The organism is Fulvivirga sediminis (assembly GCF_016757215.1).
GTDB lineage: Bacteria > Bacteroidota > Bacteroidia > Cytophagales > Cyclobacteriaceae > Fulvivirga > Fulvivirga sediminis.
On record NZ_JAESIY010000005.1, the window covers coordinates 109067 to 129928 of the forward strand.

At 37.9% G+C, this 20862-nt stretch carries 24 protein-coding genes; 11 read left to right on the forward strand and 13 right to left on the reverse strand.

Going from position 1 to position 20862, the window contains the following annotated elements; translation table 11 throughout:
- Positions 1–54: 54 nt before the first annotated feature.
- Positions 55–675, reverse strand: a complete 621-nt coding sequence (locus tag JL102_RS10165; RefSeq protein WP_202244290.1) for an IMPACT family protein — start codon at positions 673–675, stop codon at positions 55–57.
- A gap of 141 nt (positions 676–816) precedes the next feature.
- Here JL102_RS10165 and JL102_RS10170 point away from each other — a divergent pair, with 141 nt between their 5' ends.
- A complete protein-coding gene (locus tag JL102_RS10170; protein WP_202244291.1) occupies positions 817–1503 on the forward strand; it encodes a head GIN domain-containing protein in 687 nt (228 codons plus the stop codon).
- Positions 1504–1549: 46 nt separating this feature from the next.
- Here JL102_RS10170 and JL102_RS10175 read toward each other — a convergent pair whose 3' ends face one another.
- The 10 genes from JL102_RS10175 to JL102_RS10220 form a co-directional block, all read right to left on the reverse strand.
- Positions 1550–1963, reverse strand: a complete 414-nt coding sequence (locus JL102_RS10175) for a response regulator (RefSeq protein WP_202244292.1) — start codon at positions 1961–1963, stop codon at positions 1550–1552.
- A gap of 8 nt (positions 1964–1971) precedes the next feature.
- Complete coding sequence (locus JL102_RS10180; RefSeq protein ID WP_202244293.1) at positions 1972–4671, reverse strand: PAS domain-containing protein; 2700 nt, start codon at positions 4669–4671, stop codon at positions 1972–1974.
- Between the two features lie 95 nt (positions 4672–4766).
- Entirely contained in the window at positions 4767–5936 is a 1170-nt protein-coding gene (locus tag JL102_RS10185) for an MFS transporter (protein ID WP_202244294.1), read from the reverse strand.
- A gap of 9 nt (positions 5937–5945) precedes the next feature.
- Positions 5946–7044, reverse strand: a protein-coding gene (gene prfB / locus JL102_RS10190) for a peptide chain release factor 2 (protein WP_202244295.1) whose coding sequence is annotated in 2 segments (ribosomal slippage) — positions 5946–6983 and positions 6985–7044 — 1098 coding nt in all. Because the reading frame shifts where the segments join, the coding sequence is not laid out codon by codon here.
- A gap of 70 nt (positions 7045–7114) precedes the next feature.
- Complete coding sequence (locus JL102_RS10195; RefSeq protein WP_202244296.1) at positions 7115–7603, reverse strand: hypothetical protein; 489 nt, start codon at positions 7601–7603, stop codon at positions 7115–7117.
- 90 nt (positions 7604–7693) lie between these two features.
- Complete coding sequence (locus JL102_RS10200; protein ID WP_202244297.1) at positions 7694–8758, reverse strand: branched-chain amino acid aminotransferase; 1065 nt, start codon at positions 8756–8758, stop codon at positions 7694–7696.
- Positions 8759–8829: 71 nt separating this feature from the next.
- Positions 8830–9378 (reverse strand): cob(I)yrinic acid a,c-diamide adenosyltransferase, encoded by a 549-nt coding sequence (locus JL102_RS10205; RefSeq protein ID WP_202244298.1) that lies wholly within the window; start codon positions 9376–9378, stop codon positions 8830–8832.
- A gap of 5 nt (positions 9379–9383) precedes the next feature.
- Positions 9384–10100 (reverse strand): ABC transporter ATP-binding protein, encoded by a 717-nt coding sequence (locus tag JL102_RS10210; protein WP_237390551.1) that lies wholly within the window; start codon positions 10098–10100, stop codon positions 9384–9386.
- 148 nt (positions 10101–10248) lie between these two features.
- Complete coding sequence (locus JL102_RS10215; protein WP_202244299.1) at positions 10249–11094, reverse strand: alpha/beta fold hydrolase; 846 nt, start codon at positions 11092–11094, stop codon at positions 10249–10251.
- Between the two features lie 39 nt (positions 11095–11133).
- Entirely contained in the window at positions 11134–11730 is a 597-nt protein-coding gene (locus tag JL102_RS10220; protein ID WP_202244300.1) for a TetR/AcrR family transcriptional regulator, read from the reverse strand.
- A 180-nt stretch (positions 11731–11910) separates the two neighbouring features.
- Here JL102_RS10220 and JL102_RS10225 point away from each other — a divergent pair, with 180 nt between their 5' ends.
- Positions 11911–12918, forward strand: coding sequence for a glycoside hydrolase family 43 protein (locus tag JL102_RS10225; RefSeq protein ID WP_202244301.1), 1008 nt, complete (start codon positions 11911–11913; stop codon positions 12916–12918).
- A gap of 50 nt (positions 12919–12968) precedes the next feature.
- Here the strand turns inward: JL102_RS10225 and JL102_RS10230 are convergent, their stop codons facing one another.
- Both JL102_RS10230 and JL102_RS10235 read right to left on the reverse strand, forming a co-directional pair.
- Complete coding sequence (locus JL102_RS10230; protein WP_202244302.1) at positions 12969–13718, reverse strand: NRDE family protein; 750 nt, start codon at positions 13716–13718, stop codon at positions 12969–12971.
- Between the two features lies 1 nt (position 13719).
- Positions 13720–14316 carry a ribonuclease HII gene (locus tag JL102_RS10235; protein WP_202244303.1) on the reverse strand — a complete coding sequence of 199 codons (597 nt, stop codon included), beginning with the start codon at positions 14314–14316 and terminating at the stop codon, positions 13720–13722.
- Between the two features lie 130 nt (positions 14317–14446).
- On the opposite strand from JL102_RS10235, the gene JL102_RS10240 reads away from it, so the two are divergent.
- The 9 genes from JL102_RS10240 to gatC all read left to right on the forward strand — a co-directional run bounded on the left by JL102_RS10240 (position 14447) and on the right by gatC (position 20855).
- On the forward strand, positions 14447–15001 hold the full coding sequence (locus JL102_RS10240) for an NUDIX domain-containing protein (protein ID WP_202244304.1): 555 nt from the start codon (positions 14447–14449) through the stop codon (positions 14999–15001).
- 34 nt (positions 15002–15035) lie between these two features.
- Entirely contained in the window at positions 15036–16412 is a 1377-nt protein-coding gene (locus JL102_RS10245) for an MATE family efflux transporter (protein WP_202244305.1), read from the forward strand.
- A gap of 66 nt (positions 16413–16478) precedes the next feature.
- A complete protein-coding gene (locus tag JL102_RS10250) occupies positions 16479–17099 on the forward strand; it encodes a sigma-70 family RNA polymerase sigma factor (RefSeq protein WP_202244306.1) in 621 nt (206 codons plus the stop codon).
- Between the two features lie 98 nt (positions 17100–17197).
- Positions 17198–17968 (forward strand): acyl-CoA desaturase, encoded by a 771-nt coding sequence (locus JL102_RS10255; protein ID WP_202244307.1) that lies wholly within the window; start codon positions 17198–17200, stop codon positions 17966–17968.
- An 89-nt stretch (positions 17969–18057) separates the two neighbouring features.
- Positions 18058–18351, forward strand: coding sequence for a hypothetical protein (locus JL102_RS10260; protein ID WP_202244308.1), 294 nt, complete (start codon positions 18058–18060; stop codon positions 18349–18351).
- Positions 18352–18564: 213 nt separating this feature from the next.
- The gene (locus tag JL102_RS10265; RefSeq protein WP_202244309.1) at positions 18565–19158 is read left to right on the forward strand and encodes an SET domain-containing protein; all 594 of its coding nucleotides are present in this window, start codon (positions 18565–18567) and stop codon (positions 19156–19158) included.
- 50 nt (positions 19159–19208) lie between these two features.
- Positions 19209–19763 carry an acyl-CoA thioesterase gene (locus JL102_RS10270; protein ID WP_202244310.1) on the forward strand — a complete coding sequence of 185 codons (555 nt, stop codon included), beginning with the start codon at positions 19209–19211 and terminating at the stop codon, positions 19761–19763.
- Positions 19764–19845: 82 nt separating this feature from the next.
- Positions 19846–20571 carry a lysophospholipid acyltransferase family protein gene (locus tag JL102_RS10275; RefSeq protein ID WP_202244311.1) on the forward strand — a complete coding sequence of 242 codons (726 nt, stop codon included), beginning with the start codon at positions 19846–19848 and terminating at the stop codon, positions 20569–20571.
- Positions 20568–20855 (forward strand): Asp-tRNA(Asn)/Glu-tRNA(Gln) amidotransferase subunit GatC, encoded by a 288-nt coding sequence (gene gatC / locus JL102_RS10280; RefSeq protein ID WP_202244312.1) that lies wholly within the window; start codon positions 20568–20570, stop codon positions 20853–20855. Before JL102_RS10275 ends, gatC begins: the two co-directional genes overlap by 4 nt.
- The last annotated feature ends 7 nt before the right edge of the window (positions 20856–20862 follow it).

Sequence of the window (20862 nt, forward strand, 5' to 3'; positions counted from 1 at the left end):
GCAATTCATCAGAGTTAAAACTCCTTTTCTATAACCACATTTCTGTCTCTTTGTTTAAAGAAGATTTAATTGAATATTATTCCCCAGATCATTCAGTAACTGCACTTTTTCTTTTAGTGAATTTAGCAGATTAATTTTCACTTCGGCCTCCATAGTGCAGTTCATAGTAAACTCCTGATTCACTATTTCTAAGGATAAATCAGACACTAACTTCATTACTTCATTAGTTTCTTCATAGCTATACGTTATTTTTATAGGCTTGGTCACTTCTACCTTCAAGATATTAGCATTAGCCAAAGCCTCCTCAGCAGACACTTTATAGGCATTTATTAGCCCACTAACCCCTAATTTTGTGCCTCCAAAATAGCGAACCACTACTACCAGAACATCAGTAAGGTTTTTGGAGTTAATTTGTCCAAGTATAGGATCTCCAGCCGAATGATTGGGCTCTCCATCATCATTAGCCCTAAAATCCTTTCTCTCAGCACCCAGCATATAGGCATAGCAATGGTGCCTGGCATCATGATACTGCTTTTTTAACTGACCTAAGCATTCCTTAACCTCCTCTTCATTTTTCACATGATAGGCATATGCCAGAAACTTACTTCCTTTTTCTTTATACAATCCTTCAGAGGAGCCTTCTATTGTGAAAAAATTTTCTACCGGTTGTGCCATAACAGCTTGTTCTTTTAGGTTTTAAACCTATGCTCACAAAGAAATGAATTTTTAGAAGTAATTACTTAGAGATTCCCCTAAGTTTTACAAAATTGAAGCAACCTTTCAAAGTTTAACCAGTCTTTACAAAAACTAAATATCATGAAAACAATCTACACCTTACTTCTGCTAATAGCAGCTTCTTCATTTTCTTTTGGCCAAAAAACTGAAAATAGGTCTGTTTCAGATTTCTCTGAAATAGTAATGAATACCTCTGGCTCTATCTACCTGAGTCAAGGCAACTCTTATCAGGTAACCGTAGAAGGTGATGAAGGTGAAATTGAAAACCTAATTACCGAGGTGAAAGGAAACAGATTGGTAATTAAAAGAAAAAAATCCTTTCCACTTCACAACGTCAACAGTAAAGTAAAAATCAATATAACTTTACCTAAACTTGAGACAATTGATGTTTCCAGCTCTGGCAAAATACATGGCCAAAATAAATTCACTACAGATAATTTGCAGATAGGAATTAGTGGATCAGGAAAAGTAGAATTAGAAGCCGAATCTAAAGAATTAGACCTTTCAATATCGGGATCTGGTAAAATGACCATATCAGGTACTGCCAATAAAGTAAGTGCGCAAGTGAGCGGGTCTGGCCATATTACATCTACGGACTTAGAAACGAAAGAATGCCGAGTAAATATTTCAGGATCTGGGGGTTGCGAGGTGAACGTTACAGAGTCTTTGAATGCATCAGTAAGCGGCAGTGGCTCTATAAAATATAAGGGAAATCCTGGTAAAGTTAAGACTAACACATCAGGCAGCGGACGTGTAAGAAAAATCTAAGTACTTTCTTTAAATTCTAACAAGCCAGTTGGGTAATCATCTGGCTTTACTCATTATACTGCAACCAGAAGGTTCCGATATTTTGTATGACCTTTATAAAATCATTATAGTCTATAGGCTTTACAATAAAGGCGTTAGCCCCTAGTTCATAGGCCTTGGTAATATCTGACTGCGCTTGAGAAGAAGTAAAAATAACCACTGGTATACATTTAGTCACCTCACTAGATTTCACCTTCTCCAATATCTCTAACCCTGAAAGCATGGGAAGTTTCAGGTCTAGAAGTATTACTTTTGGAGCATCCTGCTTACCCCCTATTACTTCATCCACAAAATTTTCAGCCTCTCTCCCATCTCGCAATACGGTCACTTCATAGCTCGTATCTACTTTTTTTATTCCGTCAAGAATTAATTCGAGATCATCTCTATTATCCTCTACGATTACATAATTCAGTTTATTCATTACACTCATCAAAAATTGTTGTTTTCAGAAGGCATTGTAAAATATATAGACGTTCCTTTTCCTGGTTCTGATTCAGCCCAAATACGACCATCGTGTTTAAGCACTATCTGCTTAGCTATAGCCAACCCAACACCTACTCCAGAATACTTATCATCATTATGAAGCCTATGAAAAACCTCGAAAATTTTCTCACTATACTTTTGTTCAAAGCCAATGCCATTGTCTCTGATAAAATATACAGTTTCCCCCTTTTCATCCTGTAAACTATCCACCAAAATTGTTGGGGAATCAACTTCTAAACTATACTTTACCGCATTGCTACACAAGTTAGCTACTACCTGTTTTATCATTAATTTATCTACCCACACCTCAGGTAAATCCGCTATACTCACTGTAAATTTGTACTTTTGTAGATCTTCTTGCTCAGCTAAAGCATCTAGAAATAGATCTTTTAAACAGGTTTTAGTTTTACGGACCTCAGACCTACCTATTCTGGAAAAGGCGAGCAACTCATCTATTAATGTACCCATGCGCTTGGCATTGTACTTTATAACATCTAAAAACCGGGTGCCTTCATCATCTATTTCGGCATGAGCCCTAAGCTTTTCGCTGAAACCAATTATAGCCCGCAGCGGCGAGCGAAGGTCATGAGACACCGTATAGGTGAATGCTTCCAGATCAGCATTAACCTCCTGCAGTCGTTCCTTCTGCAATAGTAGTTGCTGCTCACTCTTCATTTGCTCCGTGAGATCAGATATAATTACCATTAAACTCATTACATCCCCAAAATCATCCATTTCTGGCAATACGGTAAACATACCATATTTTATATTAGCATCAGCTTCCAGCTCTATTCCCTCTCTTATAAGCCGTTTCTCATCTCTAGCCTTTATCACTAATTCTAAAAACTTTTCCAATCCCTTCTCTGGCCAGCCTACGCTCTCAATATTATGACCTGCAAACTCATAAACACTTTTCTCTGCAAAAGTAGTAATGGCCTTATTTATAAATTCCACTTCTAATTTAGGAGAAAGCCTTAATATCACATTAGGCGAATGATCCACTAAAGTACGTACCTCTATCTCGGAGCGCCTGAGCTTATCCATCAGCTTTTGTTGTTCCTGCTGAGATTGTAAAAGCTTATCATTTACAACGGTAAGTTTATCATTAATCTCCACCAACGCATTCTGATGCTTCCTAAGCTCTGTAATATCCCTACTTACCGCTAAAACGGAATCTACATTCCCTTTTTCATCTAGCTCCGGGGTAAGCACAACATAGGTATAGAGGTTATCTATCTTGGTAATAAAGCTAAGTGTATTTTTTGTAGCTCTAACTTTTTTTAAATTCTCAGAATAAAGCCTCTTTTTTTCTAACGGAATATCTAGAATATTAAAATATGTACCCTCATAATCTTCATAATCAAGGTGCCACCTTTTAGCAGCAAGCTTATTCACATACATAATTTTATCATCTCCATTAACACGAGCTATACCATCAGGTATATTTTCAACTAAAGTTCTGAGAAAATTATCGGTTGATTTTAACTTCTTTCTGGTCTTTAAGAGTTCCGATATATCACTTCCTTCAGCCATTACTGTGTTCACCTTACCTGTAAGATCAAATACTGGCTTCAAGGAAAAATCAGCTGTTATTCGTCCATTAACAGAGTCAATATCTATTTTACTCCGATAAAATGAACCTTCAAAAGCATGCATCACTTCGGTTTTAACCAAGTGTCTGTCATCTCTACTAATCCACCAAGGTGCCTCCCAGAAATACTCTCCCAGCACATCATCTAACTCAAGCCCCGTAGTATCTAATGAACTCTTATTAATCTCTTTAATTTTACCTGTAGTATCTAAAACGGCAATAAAATGAAAGGTATGATTAAAAATGGCTTCATACTTCTCTTTTGTAGTCTTTAGGTTAATTTCTACTTCCTTTAACTCTGTTATATCTCGTGATATATTTAGAATAGACCGTACAGTACCATCTTTATTTAGCTCTGGCAACATCAAGGTCTGATAATATATTAGCCTTCCATCTCTTTCTACTGTAGTAAACTCTACGTGCTCTTGTTTAGTAGAAATGGCAACATTAACTCCATTTATAAATGCATCAACATTATCACTAGGCTTATAAAAATCGACAATCTTCTTTCCTTGCATCTCCTCAATAGAATATCCTACTCTATTAAGAAATGCTTTATTAAAATACATATACCGGAGGTCTGTATCTAACCTGAAAATTAGAGCCGGGTTGTGATCTAGCAAGGCCTTTAATTCTGCATGAGACGCTTGCATTTGCAGCTCCATCTCTTTGCGCTCACTTACGTCAGAAAAGCTAAATACAATTCCATCATCTAATTTCCTGCATTCTAAATGAAACCATGTATCAGAACTCACTTCTGGGAAAAGATCTATTACTTCAAATTTTCCCTCTGTCTCTAATACTTCCACATACTTGGGAAAATAGGTACTCTTAATCCACGGAATAACATCTAAAAGATTCTTTCCTATTAACTCCTCTCCTAATTTTCTTTTTACTGGCACCAGATTTCTGGCTACTTCATTGATGAACTCAAATTTAAAATCTACAACATTACCATCCTCGTCTCTCACAGCTGACAAATACTCTATACCAATACTAACACTATCTATCACTTGTCTTATCAACTCCTTATTATCCAAGAATGAGTCTGTCATTTTTATATTAAATATTAAAATAGTTAACAATATTTTCAATTCATAATCAATTGACTTCTGAACCTGATCAACTCTTTAACCAGGCAAAAGCGAATTTATTTTCTTTTATTTACCAGTAGATGAAAAAATCCGACTATAGACAATAAAGCCGCACACAAAAAGACCAGTTTAAAATTATCAGGATTGTTATCATAAATCTCTCCTGACAATATTGAACCTAACATTATTCCCAGCTCTAAAGCAATAAATGCCGTAGCCATGCCTCTTCCTCGGGTTCTAAAATCGCAGCGATCTGCCACCCAAGCATATATGGTAGGTGAATTCATACCTGTACCAAGTCCAAATACAGCGGCCCCAGCCAGCAATGTGACCTCATCTGTAGCAAACCCGGTTATTACCATGCTCAATGCATAAAGTACACAGGCGGTTTTAAGTACTACTACTCTACCATATTTATCAGAAGCTTTTCCTGCGAATATTCTAATTAATAATGAAGATAATGTAAAAACAGTGAAATAGACTCCTTTGTTTTCAATTCCCAAATAACTTGTAAAATCAGGCACTACAGTAAGCACTGTTCCAAAAGAAAAAATGGTAAGCCCTAGCACTATAGCAGGTGCAATAGCTTTGGGGTGATATATTTCATTTGATCTTATGGTAAGGTGAGACCATTTAAACTTCTGCTTATTTTGCAGAGTCTCTTTCATGCCCGCTAAAATAAGTATGGAAAGTAAAGCCAAGGCTGATGACGTATAGAACATGACGTCTAGAGAAAAACAAATTTTAAGCTGACTGCCCATTGCAGGCCCTGCCGACATACCTAAAGTTCCAAACAAACTTGAAAGCCCCAAAGCTTCTCCTCTTCTGTTATCAGGCACAATATCAGCCACATAAGCCACGGTGCCTGTAGGCTTGAAACCTGTAGAAAAACCATGAAAAAAGCGAAGTATAAAAAAGCCTATGATAGTTGTAACTAGAGGATAAACAAGTCCCATAACACAACACACGAGGGCGCCAATAACCATTACAGGTACTCTACCAACAGTATCCGCCAGCTTACCGCTAAAGGGTCGGCTAATCATAGCTGTGAGGGTAAAAACAGCAATGATATAACCTTTATAATCCTCACCTCCCAGAGATGTGAGATAATCAGGGAGCTCAGGAATGATCATATTGAAGCTAGCAAAAAAAAGAAAAGAGCTGGAGCAAAGCAACCAAAACTGAAGTGTGTAAGTTTTAGATTGCTTTGCTTCTTTAATACTCATCAACTAATATTAGTTATTTCCTTTTTGCTCTTGATAACCTAGCAAAAAGGCCTTTATATAATCATCAAGATCACCGTCCAGTACGTTTTGAACATCAGTTCTTTCCACACCGGTACGCGCATCTTTTATAAGTTTATAAGGATGTAATACGTAATTTCTAATCTGAGATCCGAAATCAATTTTCATTTTAGAATTTTCTATCTGATCTCTTTGAGCATTACGTTTTTCCAGTTCCATTTGGTACAAGCGTGACTTTAGCATTTTCATAGCTCGCTCTCTGTTTGCCAGCTGCGACCTTTCTACCTGGCACACCACTACTATGCCCGTAGGCTTATGTGTGATCTGCACTTTGGTCTCTACCTTGTTCACGTTCTGACCGCCAGCTCCTCCTGAACGAGAAGTATGAAACTCAATATCTGCCGGATTGATTTCTATTTCGATGTCATCATCTACTATAGGTGATACATACACTGACGCAAACGAAGTATGTCTTCTTCCTCCTGAATCGAACGGAGAAATACGTACCAATCGGTGTACTCCTATCTCTGATTTCAGGTTACCGTAAGCGAAATCACCTTCAATTTCTAAAGTAGCAGATTTAATTCCGGCCACATCCCCAGGCTGATAGTTTACTTGCTTCACCGTATAGCCATGAGACTCACCCCACATGATGTACATCCTATTCAGAATATCTGACCAATCCTGACTCTCCGTACCTCCAGCTCCGGGATTGATCTCAAGAATGGCTCCTAGCTGATCTTCTTCACTGCTAAGCATCTTCTTAAACTCAAGATCTTCAACCGCCTTTTCTGCTTTGGCAAATTCCTTATTCATATCCTCGTCACTCACTTCATCTTCCTGATAAAATTCATTGAGTGTTTCCAGATCTTCCATAAGCTGATTCACCTTAGCAAAGCTATCAGTCCATGTTTTTTTGGCTCTTATGCCTTTCATTACCTTTTCGGCTTCTGAGGGATTATCCCAAAACCCGGGCTGGGCGGTAACCAGCTCTTCTTCTTGTACCTCGGCTAACTTTTTATCGTAGTCAAAGGTACCTCCTCAAGGCCTCTACACGCGCCTTCAAGTCTTTCAACTCGTCTGTAGTCATAGTTTATATTTAATTTAAAAAAAGCAAATGTATAACTTAAAAGAGAATTATAAACAGGAAATGGAGGAGATTAAATTTCACCCACCCTTAGTTTAAATTTCTTACCTATTTTCACATTTTTACGTTGCAAAAGGTAGAGGGTGACGGCCCCTGCTGCCAAAAACGCTCCTACCTTTAATGATTTGGTATCTACGCCTTCGCCATTCACTACTACTCCATTAAGAATATCTAACGCAGGAAACCCAATAGCCCCGATCGCTACAATAGAGGTTACAGTAGGCAAAAGAGTACTTTTCCGTTTCCTTGTGATATCTATTTTATCTATTTCTGACAAGGCTATTTTCGTATTATGAAGAGTTACATATCCATTACCTAACCCTTCAATAGTTCCCGTGCTCCAATAATTATCACCTTTAAGTTTTAACCTTATTTTATCCCCTGGCCAAAAAGAATACTTGGGAGGCATACCCTTTTTAGCAATAATCAATCTATCTTGAGATATAGCAGGAAATGAAAGAACAACAATAAAAGCTGAGAGAAGAAGTTTTTTCCAAATCATACTTAATATAGGATTTTTAATATTGACTTTTATGATATAAAAAAGAGGTTACTATTGATAGTAACCTCTTTTTGTTATGGTACAAGTTGATTATATCTTTCTTAACCAACCAAATTGATCTTCCTTATTACCATATTTAATATCATCCAGCTCTTTAAGAACTTTATTAGAAAATTCTCTCTTAGCTATATCAGGCAAAGTATAATCCTTTCCTTCATATGCTATTACCTCAATATGAGCAATGGTAGCTGCAGTTCCTGCACCAAAGGCTTCTTGAAGAGATCCATCTTTAATAGCGGCCATAACCTCTGCCACCTCCACTTTTCTCTCTTCTACTTCTACTCCCCATGCCTGAGCAAGTTCGATAACGCTTCTTCTAGTAATACCGTTCAAAATGCTATCTCCTGTTTCAGGTGTTACTAACTTACCGTTGATGATAAACATCAAGTTCATAGTACCAGATTCCTCCACGTATTTATGCTCTCTACCGTCTGTCCAGATTAATTGATCATAACCTTGAGATTTAGCCAGCTGAGCAGGATACAAGGTAGGCCCATAATTACAGCCCGTTTTGCAAGCTCCACTACCTCCTTTTACTGCTCTTACAAATTCCGTTTCGATCTTTACTCTTACCGGCTTAGCATAATAAGCTCCCACAGGGCAAGTAATGATCATAAATTTAAAATTCACAGAAGGAGTAACTCCAATGTAATCATCATCAGAAATAACAAATGGTCTTATATAAAGCGCTGTACCCGGCACAGAAGGAACCCACTGTTTATCTAGCGCCAAAAGTGTATCTAATCCATCATAGTATACTGATTCATCTAGCTCCGGCATACACATTCTTCTGGCTGAGAAGTTTAATCTTTCCAGATTTTTATCTGGTCTGAAAACCGCTACATCACCGTTTTCATGTTTATAAGCTTTCAAGCCTTCAAAAATAGATACACCATAGTGCAAAGATGGGTTGGCAGGGCTCATCTCAATCGGCGCATAAGGATTAATATTTAGGTTTTTCCAATCACCTTCCGCATAGTCTGCCATAAACATATGGTCTGAGTAAACCTTCCCAAAAGGGATATTATTAAAGTCTACCTGACCTATTTTACTGTTCTCAATTTTCTGAACATGTATATTTTGAGTATCTATCATAACATAAAAATTAAATTCTTAAGGAGAGCAAACAAAATTATCAAAAAATTTAGTACCTAAGATGAAATTGTTTACATTTTTGGCTTCCATGCAACCTCTTCCGCTTGCAGGTCATCTGACATTTTGCGGGCAAGCATAAATAAATAATCAGAGAGGCGATTAAGGTATTGAATTACCAATTCATCTACAGGCTCTACCTCGTTGAGAGCTACCACCAGGCGTTCTGCCCGGCGACAAACACAACGGGCAATATGGCAAAAAGAAACAGACTGAGCTCCTCCGGGAAGCACGAAACTTTTCATAGGTAGCAAACTAGCATCCATGATGTCTATTTCTTTCTCAAGGCATTCAATATCTTCATGAGAAAGATGAGGCACTTTCACTTGAGTATTACCAGGCTCAGTAGCTAAAATAGAACCTATGGTAAACAATCGATCCTGAATTTCAATAAGAAAAGCTTTTCGGAGTTCATTAACTTTTTGATCTCGCACCAAGCCTATGTATGAGTTCAACTCATCAATAGTGCCATAGCTATCTATTCTTAAATCAGACTTCGAAACTCTCTTTCCGCCAAACAGAGCTGTCTGGCCTTTATCTCCAGTTTTTGTATATATCTTCATCTACACTATACTGACTGCCGCTCGGGGCGAGTCACATTCTCATTTATCACATCCGTTTCTACTACTCCATCTCTTAACCTTATTATTCTGTGTGCATAATGAGCAATATCATCTTCGTGGGTAACCATAATGATGGAGTTTCCCTTATCATGTAACTGCTGAAAGAGTTCCATAATATCATAAGAAGTCTTGGTATCTAAGTTACCTGTAGGCTCATCTGCCAGAATAATACTAGGGTTATTTACCAGCGCTCTGGCAATGGCTACCCTTTGGCGCTGCCCACCAGAAAGTTCATTAGGCTTATGATCATAGCGTGTACCCAAGCCTACATTATTCAAAGCCTCCATCGCTATTTCTTCACGCTCAGACTTTTTATAGCCAGCATAAATAAGTGGCAAAGCTACATTTTCTAACGAAGACGCTCTGGGCAGCAGGTTAAAAGTCTGAAACACAAAGCCTATTTCCTTATTTCTTATTTCGGCAAGTTCATTTTCAGTAAGGTCACTAACATTTTGATTATTAAGAATATAAGCACCGTTAGTAGGTGTATCCAAACAACCTATAATATTCATTAGAGTGGATTTACCTGAACCTGAAGGCCCCATAAAAGCCACATATTCACCTTTATCTATACTAATAGAAATGGTTTTAAGTGCTTCCACGGTTTGGCTACCCATTTTATACACCTTAGAAATGTCGTGTGTTTCAATAATTTTTGTCATATAGGAGATAGGCTTATCTATTCAAAAATAATAAATATTGCTGTTATCCACTAATAACGTAAAGCCGGAATGTATAATGTATAATTATTCCTTAAACGGCAAATTACTCTACTGAATGAGTCTTATGCCCTCTGAGCATTATTTCTCCTTACAGATGCTTCAGAACTGCCTCTATCACCTGATCATCTTTAAGTATTCGCGTATGTCCCAGCCCCTTAGTCGTTACCCTCTTGGCTTGCGGGTAAACATCCATGAAACCTGTGGAGTTGCTCAAATCTACCTCATTATCATCTTCGTCATGAATCAGCAGTATATCTATAGGGCGCAGCGACTGAGCTATATACACGGCGTCGTACGTTTCAAAAGGCTGACCGTATTTCTTTTGCACATAGTTCTCCAAATACAACTTAGAACCTTCTGAAGCTTTGATACTCTTTTTAAAAGGTTCGATAATTTTCCCCTTTAATGTAGGGCTGCTTATCATTACTAATTTACTGGCCTCCACACCTTGATGTATGGCATGCAAAGCAGCTACTCCTCCTAAAGAATGTCCTACTATCATTTCGAATGGACCAAATTCCTCATGCATCATGATTGTGATGTCAGCAAATTCCATCAAATGTGATTTCTTCCCTTCAGATAATCCATGTGCTTTGGCATCAAATGATACAACTTGATAGCCGGCATTGTTAAACACAGGAATAAATTTTCTAAACTGGGTGCCTCTTCCCATCCAGCCGTGGCAGAATAAAACAGGCTTCCCCTCACCCCAGATGTAATATTGTATTTTGTTACCATTATACTCTAACGTTCCTTTTTTAGCTTCAATACGAGCATCTTGCTCTCCATAAGGCACCTTAAAGCGTACCGGACTAAAAAAGATATGAACAAACCACCTTTTAGCTATAGATGGTGCTAACTTTTCTACTTTTGGAAACAACCACCCAATTATTTTTATAGGTAATGGATGTTTAATTTTCTTCTTTTTACTCATAAAATTAAGACCGAACGGTCTTTTCTAATCCAAATTTTTTTACTTCCTTAACAGCTTCTCACTAATATAATTCTTTAAATAGTCAGCTGCTATATCTATGCTTTCTCGGCTATCTTTCACTCGAGAAATCACCAAAGCACCCTCTAAAGTAGCAATAAAAAGAGTTGCCATCTGAGAGATATTGATATCTTCCACAAATTCGCGTGCCTCTATTCCCTCCTTAAGCTTCATTTCAATATAACATTGTAAGCCATTAACCCCTTCCTGAGCCTTAGCTTTAAGCAAAGGGTGCGTATTCGCAGCATCCATCGCTGTGTTAAAAACCGGACAGCCCCCACCCATAACCATAGGGTCATCATAAATAGACACGAATACATCTATTAGAGAATTTAACTTCTGAAAACAAGTTGTATCTTCCGCCAGCCTGTCTTTAAAACGTTTTAAGAGTCTTTTATAATTATAGTTGAAAGCTTCAAGTGCTATTTCATCTTTGTTTTTAAAATGATTATAAATACCCCCCTTCTTGAGCTTCGTGGCATCCATTATATGAGTCAATGAACACCCATGATACCCATATACGTTAAACAATTCGGCCGAATGTTGTATTATTTTCTCCTTTGTTGCAGCACCTTTCATATATAATATCTATCATCTAATAAACTAATGAATCACACTAACTCTAAAATAAAAATAATTTTATCATTTTAAAACATCACGCAAATGGACCCGTTCTAGACATAGAATAATCATATTTCACACACCCCATATTACCAGAGAATGTATGGAATATTTCAACAACCTAAACCCCTCATAAAAATGATGCTATTAAGAAAACATTTGACTATTCTTTTCATTTGCATTTTGTGCTATTCCTGCACAGAAAATGAAATCCTCGAAGAGCCTAAAGCTACGCCAGAAGATTTTCAAAGTAATAATGTAAGCCCGTCTGGATTTATTGAATTGGGAGGAAACACCGTGTCTCACGATCCCTGTCTAATCAAAGAACCGAATGGACTTTGGTGGGCTTTTATGACAGGCACTGGAGTAGGCGTAAAATACTCTTCTGATGGTGTAAACTGGACGCAAGGTGTACAAGTTTTCCCTAACGAACTCTCATGGTGGCGAAATTACGCACCAAATATGGGGCGCAATGATGTTTGGGCTCCTGACTGCTTCTACCATAATGGTCGATATTGGCTATACTATTCCGTATCAGAATTTGGAAAAAACAACTCTGCCATAGGACTCACTTCATGCTCGAGCATTGTAAGAGGAGATTGGCGTGATGATGGTGTAGTAGTAAGCACATCTCGAGGTAATAACGCAGCCAATGCCATAGATCCTAATATTATTAGAGACGCGAGCAACAATTTATGGATGGTGTACGGATCATGGTTCGATGGTATAAGATTGGTTAGGCTGAATAGCTCAACTATGAAACCCACCGGCACTCATTATGCTATAGCTAGAAGAGGTGGTGGCATAGAAAACACCGATATAGTGTACAATAATGGCTATTATTACCTATTCGTATCACTTGGTGTGTGTTGCAACGGTGTAAACAGCACCTATCGTATTGCCTATGGAAGATCTACCAACATTACAGGTCCTTATTATGACAAAAATGGTGTAAACATGCTCAATGGTGGAGCAACTATCCTGGATGCCGGCAATGTAAGATGGAAAGGCCCCGGAGCCCCTGACATTTATAATAACAACGGTAATTACCTATTAATAAGACATGCCTATGACGCTCAGCAAAACGGCACTCCTAAAATGCTTATTAGCGATCTGTTTTTCGTAAATGGCTGGCCTACTTATTAAAGATACTATACTCATTCTTACTCACTGAAAAATGTGGGTGGGAATGGGTTTCAAACCTTCACTTCAACATCACTCTTTCCTTCCGCTAAATAACTTCTCTCAAAAAAGTTAATTACTCCGTTATCTTCAACCATAATTACGGTAGAGCACCTGGAGCCATAGTCAGGGCTTTTTATAAACATAGGGGAGAGCATCCGTTCCATTTCCACGCCCACACCTGTATCGGGCAAACTTGTATCTGGCGGTTTCACATCATCGTGAAGCGTTTCTATCAATTCATGAGGTAGTAGATTGCCCTTTTTAATTTGATCGGCTAGCTTTTGCTTGCCTCGCTCCACTTTTGGCCACGGAGTATCCAGCAAAGCATTACTTAGCCCATGAATACCAGCATCAATCTTATGAACGCCTTGCTGGTAGTTCCCATAATAATAAAGGCCATTTACATCTCCGCATATAAGATTGAATCCATTGTACTGCTGACCTTTAGCCTCCACCTTTTCTAAATAGCCCTTCGCATCTTCTTTTCCTGAAAGGAAATCTGACACCAAATGCCCTCTGGAGGGTGCATTATCTTTGATGTTTCGCAAGTCACGATAATTGGTAATCATAGCCAGTCGGCCATTTTTATTTACCCCCATCCAGGTACCACCAGCCTCCAAATCCCGCCCTGCTAATACTTGAGGATTATCGCTCCAAAAATGCGCTGACTCTGTCTTCCTGACATAGAATTCATCACGGTTAGCAGCTACTACTAAAGGGTATTTTTCATGCTGCTTGTAAGCTAAAAGAATAAGACACATATTAAAAAAGCTCTAATTGCTCTGGCAGTAAGCGAAATGATTTTCTATGATAATCAGTGACCCCATGACTTCTGATAGCTTCTCTATGATTTTTAGTTGGGTAGCCCACATTGCTCTCCCACTGATAAGCAGGAAATTCCTTGGCCAATTTATACATATACTCATCTCGGTAGGTTTTGGCTAAAATAGAAGCCGCAGCAATTGATAAGTACTTGCCATCACCTTTTATAATACATTCAAATGGTATTTCATTATGAGGTTTATACCTGTTTCCATCTATCAGCAGCAGTTCAGGCTGTGTCTCAAGTTGATCCACCGCTCTATTCATGGCTAAAAAAGAAGCATTCAGAATATTTACCTCATCTATTTCATTATTATCTACAAATGAAACAGCCCAGGCAATGGCTTCTTTCTCCACATCTAGCCGTATTGCTTCTCTTTGTTTTCGACTAAGCTGCTTACTATCATTAAGCACTTTATGCTTATAATCATGGGGAAGCACCACTGCGGCGGCCACAACAGGCCCAGCCAAACAGCCTCTGCCTGCTTCATCACAACCCGCCTCTATTTTATCTTCACTGAAAAAGGATAATAACATATTTAACAAAAATAATTTATCCACGTTACATCCAAAAAAATATCAACCGCTTTTAACCTCACTTAGCAAAACCTTTTTTCTATTACTATTTTAATAGATTTGCAGCGCCTTGCCTATCAACTGACTAATTATGAAAAAACAAGAAAAAAATCCCTGGACCACGCTTGACCGAAAGCAAATGTATGAAAACCCTTGGATAAAACTGGAAGAGCATCAGATCATTAACCCCGGGGGTGGAGAAGGAGTGTATGGAAAAGTGTTCTTTAAAAACAAAGCGATTGGTATTATCCCTATAGATGAAGAAGGTAATACGTGGCTTGTTGGTCAGTATAGATACACTATTGATGAATACTCTTGGGAAATACCCGAAGGTGGCGGCCCTATGCATGAGGAACCTTTAACCTCCGCTAAAAGAGAACTGAAAGAGGAAACAGGCCTAATAGCTAACCACTGGGAAATGATTATGCGCTTTCACACTTCTAACTCTGTTACTGACGAGGTGGGTTACATTTATCTGGCTAAAGAATTAACACAAGGTGAACAAAACCTGGAAGAATCCGAATCTGACTTAATAGTTAAAAAACTGCCTTTTACAGAAGCTCTGAAAATGGTAATGAACCAGGAGATAACAGATAGCATGAGTGTAGCCGGCATATTAAAAACGGCTCGCATATTAGGAATATAACAGTTAATAGAAGTAGGCAGAGCGCCTGGAGAGCATGAAGAAGAAATTATTTATTGGCCACTTCAAAAAAAACCTGGCACTGGCACTACCTGTAATGATCAGTCAGCTAGGCCACATGATGGTCAACGTAGCCGATAGCATGATGGTAGGGCAGCTCGGTGCTTTGCCTCTGGCAGGAGCCTCTTTAGCCAATGTAGTATTTAACCTCATACTTATGTTTGGGATAGGGGTTTCTTATGCTATAACCCCACTTGTGGCAGCAGCTGATGGTGAGAAAAACACTTCCAAATCAAGTGAGTATTTAAAGCATGCCTTCCTTATCAATCTGATTACCGGATTCATTTTATTTTCTCTTGTAAAAATAGGAGGAAATGTACTTCATCACATGAATCAACCGGAAGATGTGGTGGACATATCTTTACCTTACCTGAATATCATTACACTTTCAATGGTGCCATTAATGATATTTCAAACCTTTCGCCAATTTGCAGAAGGGCTATCTCACACTACCCAGGCAATGATTATCGTGATAGGCTCTAACCTTATCAATGTAGGGTTGAATTATCTATTCATCTATGGTTACGAACCATTACACATACCTATGATGGGGCTTAATGGTGCCGGTTGGTCTTCTTTGATTTCAAGGATTATCCTGGCATTATGGATGGCACTTTATATTTACAGAGGAAAACCATTTCAAGACTTCAAGGCAGGTTTTAGTTTTAAAAACTATAAAGCTATAATTATCAGAAGACTGTTATCCTTAGGACTGCCTGCTGGTTTCCAATTTGTATTTGAAGTTGGAGCCTTCGGCTTTGCGGTAATTATGATAGGATGGCTGGGAACTAAACCACTAGCATCACACCAAATAGCTATTAATCTGGCCGCAATTAGTTACATGATGGTTTCAGGCCTTTCGGCGGCAGCCACAATACGAGTAGGAAATCAACTGGGTAAAAAGAATATTCACTCATTGAAAATGGCTGCTACGACGCTTTTCATTATGTCTCTCATCTTTATGAGTTTTACAGCCATTCTTTTTATTGTTGGCCGGCATTGGCTTCCTTCACTATATATCCATGATCCTGAAGTAATCGAGATCGCCTCTACTTTACTCATTATTGCTGGTTTTTTCCAACTTTCTGATGGTATACAGGTAGTTAGCCTCGGCGCTCTAAGAGGCCTGTCAGATGTAAAAGTACCAACAGCACTTACCTTTATTGCCTACTGGGTTCTGGCATTGCCTTCAGGCTATTTTCTGGCCTTTGAACTGGAAATGGGGCCGAGAGGTGTCTGGTATGGACTATTAATAGGCCTCTCTCTAGTAGCCGTAATTATGATCACCAGATTCTATGGGTTAGTAAAAAAACTAGACGGAAAATGGTCCGGTATCCAACCTTCAAACCCGTAAATAGAATTTATATATTGATCCGAATATAATTCACTTTTCGCGTTTTTACACTTATCTTTGTTATTCATGAATAAAGATCAGACCATAGCTCTATACCAGCCGGTACTGCATCAGATCGCCCTTAGAATGGTGGGATCTATTGCTGATGCTGAAGATATAGTTCAGGACACCTTCCTGAAGTGGCTAACTGTGAATCATGAAAAAATAGAAAATACTAAGGCCTATCTCATACGAGCGGTAACAAACAATTGCCTCAATCACCTTGAAGCTCTTAAGAGAAAAAAAGATGAATGCCTGCAAAATCTTAATCCTGCCGAACTAATAGATTGGTACAAGGAAAAAGATTTATTCCATTTCGATATGGAAAATGAAGTTTCTGCGGCCTTAGCCATTATCCATAAAAGACTAGAGCCTGTAGAAAAAGGAATCTATGTACTTAGAGAGTTTTTCAACTTTGATTATGAAGAATTGCAGCATATCTTCGACAAGAAAAAAGATAACTGCAGGCAGCTTTTTAGTCGTGCAAAGGATAAGCTTACTCAAGAAACCAATAAAATTAAAATAGACTTACCTCAAACTAATTTTATAGAGAATTTTAAAAAGGCTTGTCATATAGGCTCTCCTGCAGATTTTATAAAAGGAGTGAAGCAAGAGATTATGGAGAAACTAGAAGGAAAATCTTTTTAAAAAATTTTCTTCTTTTTTTGTCACAAATCAAAAACCCACCTGTCTTTATACTAAACGGGGTGTTACAGCCCACAATAACCACCTTAAACAAATAATTGATGGAAGTAATATTCATATTTTTTATAGCGCATTGGTATTTGTCTCTGTTTTTTCAGACATTTTTCCTGCACCGATACGCTTCTCACAAAGCTTTTACCATGAGTAAAGGGTGGGAGAAAGTTTTCTTTATACTCACATGGTTCTTCCAGGGGTCTAACTATCTCAGTCCTTATGGCTATGGAATAATGCATCGCATGCACCATGCTTACGCTGATACACCTAATGATCCGCATTCTCCAAAATATGACGAAACCATATGGAAAATGATGTGGAAAACGAAAACCATTTATTCGGACATCACCAGCAAAAAAATGAAGGTAGATGCTCGTTTTACTCAAGATGTACCTGAATGGGAGGCATTCGACAAATTTGCCAGATCATGGGTATCAAGACTCATTTGGGCAGCTATTTATGTAGCCATATACTGGCAATTCGCTACCGTATGGTGGTTATGGTTATTGCTACCGGTTCAATTTTTATTATCTCCTATACATGGCGCTATCATCAACTGGTTTGCTCATAAGTATGGATACACTAACTTTAAAGTAGGTGATACCTCTAAAAACTTCTTACCAGTGGATTTCTTAATGATGGGAGAAAGCTATCATAACAACCATCATAAACACGGGGGCAGACCTAACTTTGGTGGCATAAGATGGCATGAAATAGACCCTACTTACGTAGTTATAAAAATACTAGATGGATTAAAAATCATCAAAATCCAGAAATACAAAGAAATAGAGCTTACAGAAGTTAAAAAAGCTGCGTAAAAATATTTAGCATATAAGAATTGTAAAGGGGTAAGGATATTTTATATCTTTACCCTTATTTTTTTAAACTTATTCAATACTTACTTATTATGTTAGAAATTTTTGCTATCATTTTTATCTGCCGTAAAAATTCAGAGATTGTTAAGAACAAAGGCCTAAAACCGACTAAATACATCATTTTTACAGTAGTTCTATGGATACTTTTTGAAATCATAGGCATGTTCCTCGGTATGATTGTGGTTCAAGATTCTGTAGCTGGTTATATATTTGCTCTAATAGGCGCTGCTTTGGGAGGTTTTATTGCTTACCAAATAGCCAAAAATGCTACACCTGCTAATGATTCATTAGAGATAGACAATGTACTAGATTCTGGTCTAAGATAATGTTATCCATAAATGAATGGCCTGATTTTAATCATTAAGTCAGGCCTCAATACAATATTGTCAAGGCTAGTAATTTTCTTCCTCCTATTTATTTACTTTCCCCTCACAGTCCATCTCATCGCCTTATATAAAAAATATTTAAAAGAAGGCTTCTAAAACAACAACATTACATTAAAATCATTATCTTTTGTCTACTAAAAGACAATCGACCTAATGATTCACCCTAACACGAAACTCCAATACATCAGCAAGGCTCTGGGGTATGGAGTAGTCGCCACCAAATTTATACCTGCAGGCACCATAACTTGGGTTTTAGACGAACTGGATCAGGAATTCACCCCTTCTCAGGTAGACGAAATGGATGACATTTACAAAAACATCTTAGATATATATTCATACCGTAACAACAAAGGAAATTATGTACTCTGTTGGGATAACGGTCGCTTTGTAAACCACAGCTTCAACTCTAATTGCTTCACCACTCCCTATGAATTTGAGATAGCTGTACGAGATATTCAGCCAGGAGAGCAATTGACGGATGATTATGGCTATTTAAATGTAAGCTCCCCGTTCAGAGGAATACCTGAAGGCACTAAAAGAAAGGTAGTTTATCCGGATGACTTAGTGAAATACGCAAAAGTTTGGGACAAAAAACTGGCTCCTGCATTTATGAAAATCCTCTCTCGTGAGCAGCCGCTAAAAAGACTCTTTACTGAAGAAAAATGGGGAAAAATTGAATCAATAATGGCCGGAGAACAGCCGTTAGACTCATTACTTACCTGTCATTATCAAGAAACTGAAGTATAAGCGAGACTATGGTTTTAGTGGTTTTTTAAAAATAATGCTATCTTCATGCCATGCAAGCAGGAAAAAAAGTTAGTTTTTCAAAAACCACTATTACCGAATTAATGATTCCATCCTATGCTAATTTCGGTGGAAAAATCCATGGAGGTATACTCCTTTCTCTTATAGATAAAGTAGCCTATGCATGCGCCTCCAAGCATGCCGCAAATTATTGCGTAACCGTATCAGTAGATAATGTAGAGTTTTTACAGCCGGTAGAAGTGGGTGACCTCGTATCTTTACATGCATCAGTTAACTATGTTGGGAAAACCTCTCTGATAGTAGGCATTAAGGTAATAGCTGAAAATGTAAAACAAGGAAGTGTAAAACACACCAACACTTCGTATGTAACCATGGTGGCCAAAGATGAAAATGACAAACCTACAGAGGTCCCACCACTTATATTAGAAGAAAGTGATGAAGTAAGGCGGTTTTTTGAAGCTATGAAGCGGAAAGAACTTAAGTTCTCTTTCAATAAAAAAATGCATGAAACCAAAGAAGCCATGAATTTAAAAGAGGCTGTAGAATTATTAAGCGATCAAAAATGTGACATTCGTTTGCCTCGATAAAATTAACAGGTTATCAAACATTATTAAATGATAACCTTTATATTCGCTTTCATTATCATTCATTTTTAACAGTTATTTGCCCATGAAATTCATACGCGGTATTCATGCTGCCTATGCAATGCTCATTTTTGGTCTGTCCTTTTTGGTGTTCTTCCCTTTACTGATGATCCCTATCATCTTCCCTAAACACCACTATCTGGCAGGAGTATTTAACCGCTGGTGGGCCATTGTTTTTCTATCTCTCATTTTTATACCTTTTGAAAATGACATCAGGTACAAAAGGGAGAAGAATAAAAATTATATATTTTGCCCTAATCACTTTTCTTACATGGACATCCCCTCAATGGGCCTCAATCCTGAAAACAGCATATTTGTCGGGAAAAATGACATGGAAAAGATTCCATTTTTCGGGTTCATGTATAAAAAATTACATATTACAGTAGACCGAAATAGTCTTAAAAGTCGCTATTCTACCATAGTAAAAAGCGGACAAGCAATAGATGAAGGTAAAAACCTAACCATCTTTCCTGAAGGAGGGATACTTTCTAACAATCCTCCACAAATGAGCCGCTTCAAAGATGGCGCATTCAGAATAGCCATAGAGAAACAAATTGACATTATTCCTGTAACTATTCCCTTTAATTGGATAATTTTGCCAGAGCATACGGTGCTGCCCAGGCGACGTAAAATGAAGATCATTTACCACGAAGCCATCAGTACTAAGGGCTTAACGCTCGAAGATGTTGACATGATCAAGCAAAAAACTTATGATGTCATAAGTGCGGAATTAAATAAAACTATTGCATGAACATAGACAAAGACCTTCTGAATAAAATCGCTCATCTGGCCAGGCTTGAATTTGATGAAAGCACTGCTGAAGAAATGATGGCAGACATGACGAAGATCCTTACCTGGGTAGAGAAGCTAAATGAACTCGATACTGATAATGTAGAGCCGCTTACCACTATGTCTCATGAGGTGAATGTATTACGCGAAGATGAAGTAAAACCTCACCTAAGCCATGAACGCGCCCTAAAAAACGCTCCAAAAAAAGACTCCGATTATTTCAGAGTTCCTAAAGTACTAGAGTAAACTATAA

Excerpts from the sequence above, each read along its gene's own strand:
- JL102_RS10165 (WP_202244290.1), bottom strand. The coding sequence starts at position 675 with ATGGCACAACCGGTAGAAAATTTTTTCACAATAGAAGGCTCCTCTGAA.
- JL102_RS10170 (WP_202244291.1), top strand. The coding sequence starts at position 817 with ATGAAAACAATCTACACCTTACTTCTGCTAATAGCAGCTTCTTCATTT.
- JL102_RS10175 (WP_202244292.1), bottom strand. The coding sequence starts at position 1,963 with ATGAATAAACTGAATTATGTAATCGTAGAGGATAATAGAGATGATCTC.
- JL102_RS10180 (WP_202244293.1), bottom strand. The coding sequence starts at position 4,671 with ATGACAGACTCATTCTTGGATAATAAGGAGTTGATAAGACAAGTGATA.
- JL102_RS10185 (WP_202244294.1), bottom strand. The coding sequence starts at position 5,936 with ATGAGTATTAAAGAAGCAAAGCAATCTAAAACTTACACACTTCAGTTT.
- JL102_RS10195 (WP_202244296.1), bottom strand. The coding sequence starts at position 7,603 with ATGATTTGGAAAAAACTTCTTCTCTCAGCTTTTATTGTTGTTCTTTCA.
- JL102_RS10200 (WP_202244297.1), bottom strand. The coding sequence starts at position 8,758 with ATGATAGATACTCAAAATATACATGTTCAGAAAATTGAGAACAGTAAA.
- JL102_RS10205 (WP_202244298.1), bottom strand. The coding sequence starts at position 9,378 with ATGAAGATATATACAAAAACTGGAGATAAAGGCCAGACAGCTCTGTTT.
- JL102_RS10210 (WP_237390551.1), bottom strand. The coding sequence starts at position 10,100 with ATGACAAAAATTATTGAAACACACGACATTTCTAAGGTGTATAAAATG.
- JL102_RS10215 (WP_202244299.1), bottom strand. The coding sequence starts at position 11,094 with ATGAGTAAAAAGAAGAAAATTAAACATCCATTACCTATAAAAATAATT.
- JL102_RS10220 (WP_202244300.1), bottom strand. The coding sequence starts at position 11,730 with ATGAAAGGTGCTGCAACAAAGGAGAAAATAATACAACATTCGGCCGAA.
- JL102_RS10225 (WP_202244301.1), top strand. The coding sequence starts at position 11,911 with ATGATGCTATTAAGAAAACATTTGACTATTCTTTTCATTTGCATTTTG.
- JL102_RS10230 (WP_202244302.1), bottom strand. The coding sequence starts at position 13,718 with ATGTGTCTTATTCTTTTAGCTTACAAGCAGCATGAAAAATACCCTTTA.
- JL102_RS10235 (WP_202244303.1), bottom strand. The coding sequence starts at position 14,316 with ATGTTATTATCCTTTTTCAGTGAAGATAAAATAGAGGCGGGTTGTGAT.
- JL102_RS10240 (WP_202244304.1), top strand. The coding sequence starts at position 14,447 with ATGAAAAAACAAGAAAAAAATCCCTGGACCACGCTTGACCGAAAGCAA.
- JL102_RS10245 (WP_202244305.1), top strand. The coding sequence starts at position 15,036 with ATGAAGAAGAAATTATTTATTGGCCACTTCAAAAAAAACCTGGCACTG.
- JL102_RS10250 (WP_202244306.1), top strand. The coding sequence starts at position 16,479 with ATGAATAAAGATCAGACCATAGCTCTATACCAGCCGGTACTGCATCAG.
- JL102_RS10255 (WP_202244307.1), top strand. The coding sequence starts at position 17,198 with ATGGAAGTAATATTCATATTTTTTATAGCGCATTGGTATTTGTCTCTG.
- JL102_RS10260 (WP_202244308.1), top strand. The coding sequence starts at position 18,058 with ATGTTAGAAATTTTTGCTATCATTTTTATCTGCCGTAAAAATTCAGAG.
- JL102_RS10265 (WP_202244309.1), top strand. The coding sequence starts at position 18,565 with ATGATTCACCCTAACACGAAACTCCAATACATCAGCAAGGCTCTGGGG.
- JL102_RS10270 (WP_202244310.1), top strand. The coding sequence starts at position 19,209 with ATGCAAGCAGGAAAAAAAGTTAGTTTTTCAAAAACCACTATTACCGAA.
- JL102_RS10275 (WP_202244311.1), top strand. The coding sequence starts at position 19,846 with ATGAAATTCATACGCGGTATTCATGCTGCCTATGCAATGCTCATTTTT.
- gatC (WP_202244312.1), top strand. The coding sequence starts at position 20,568 with ATGAACATAGACAAAGACCTTCTGAATAAAATCGCTCATCTGGCCAGG.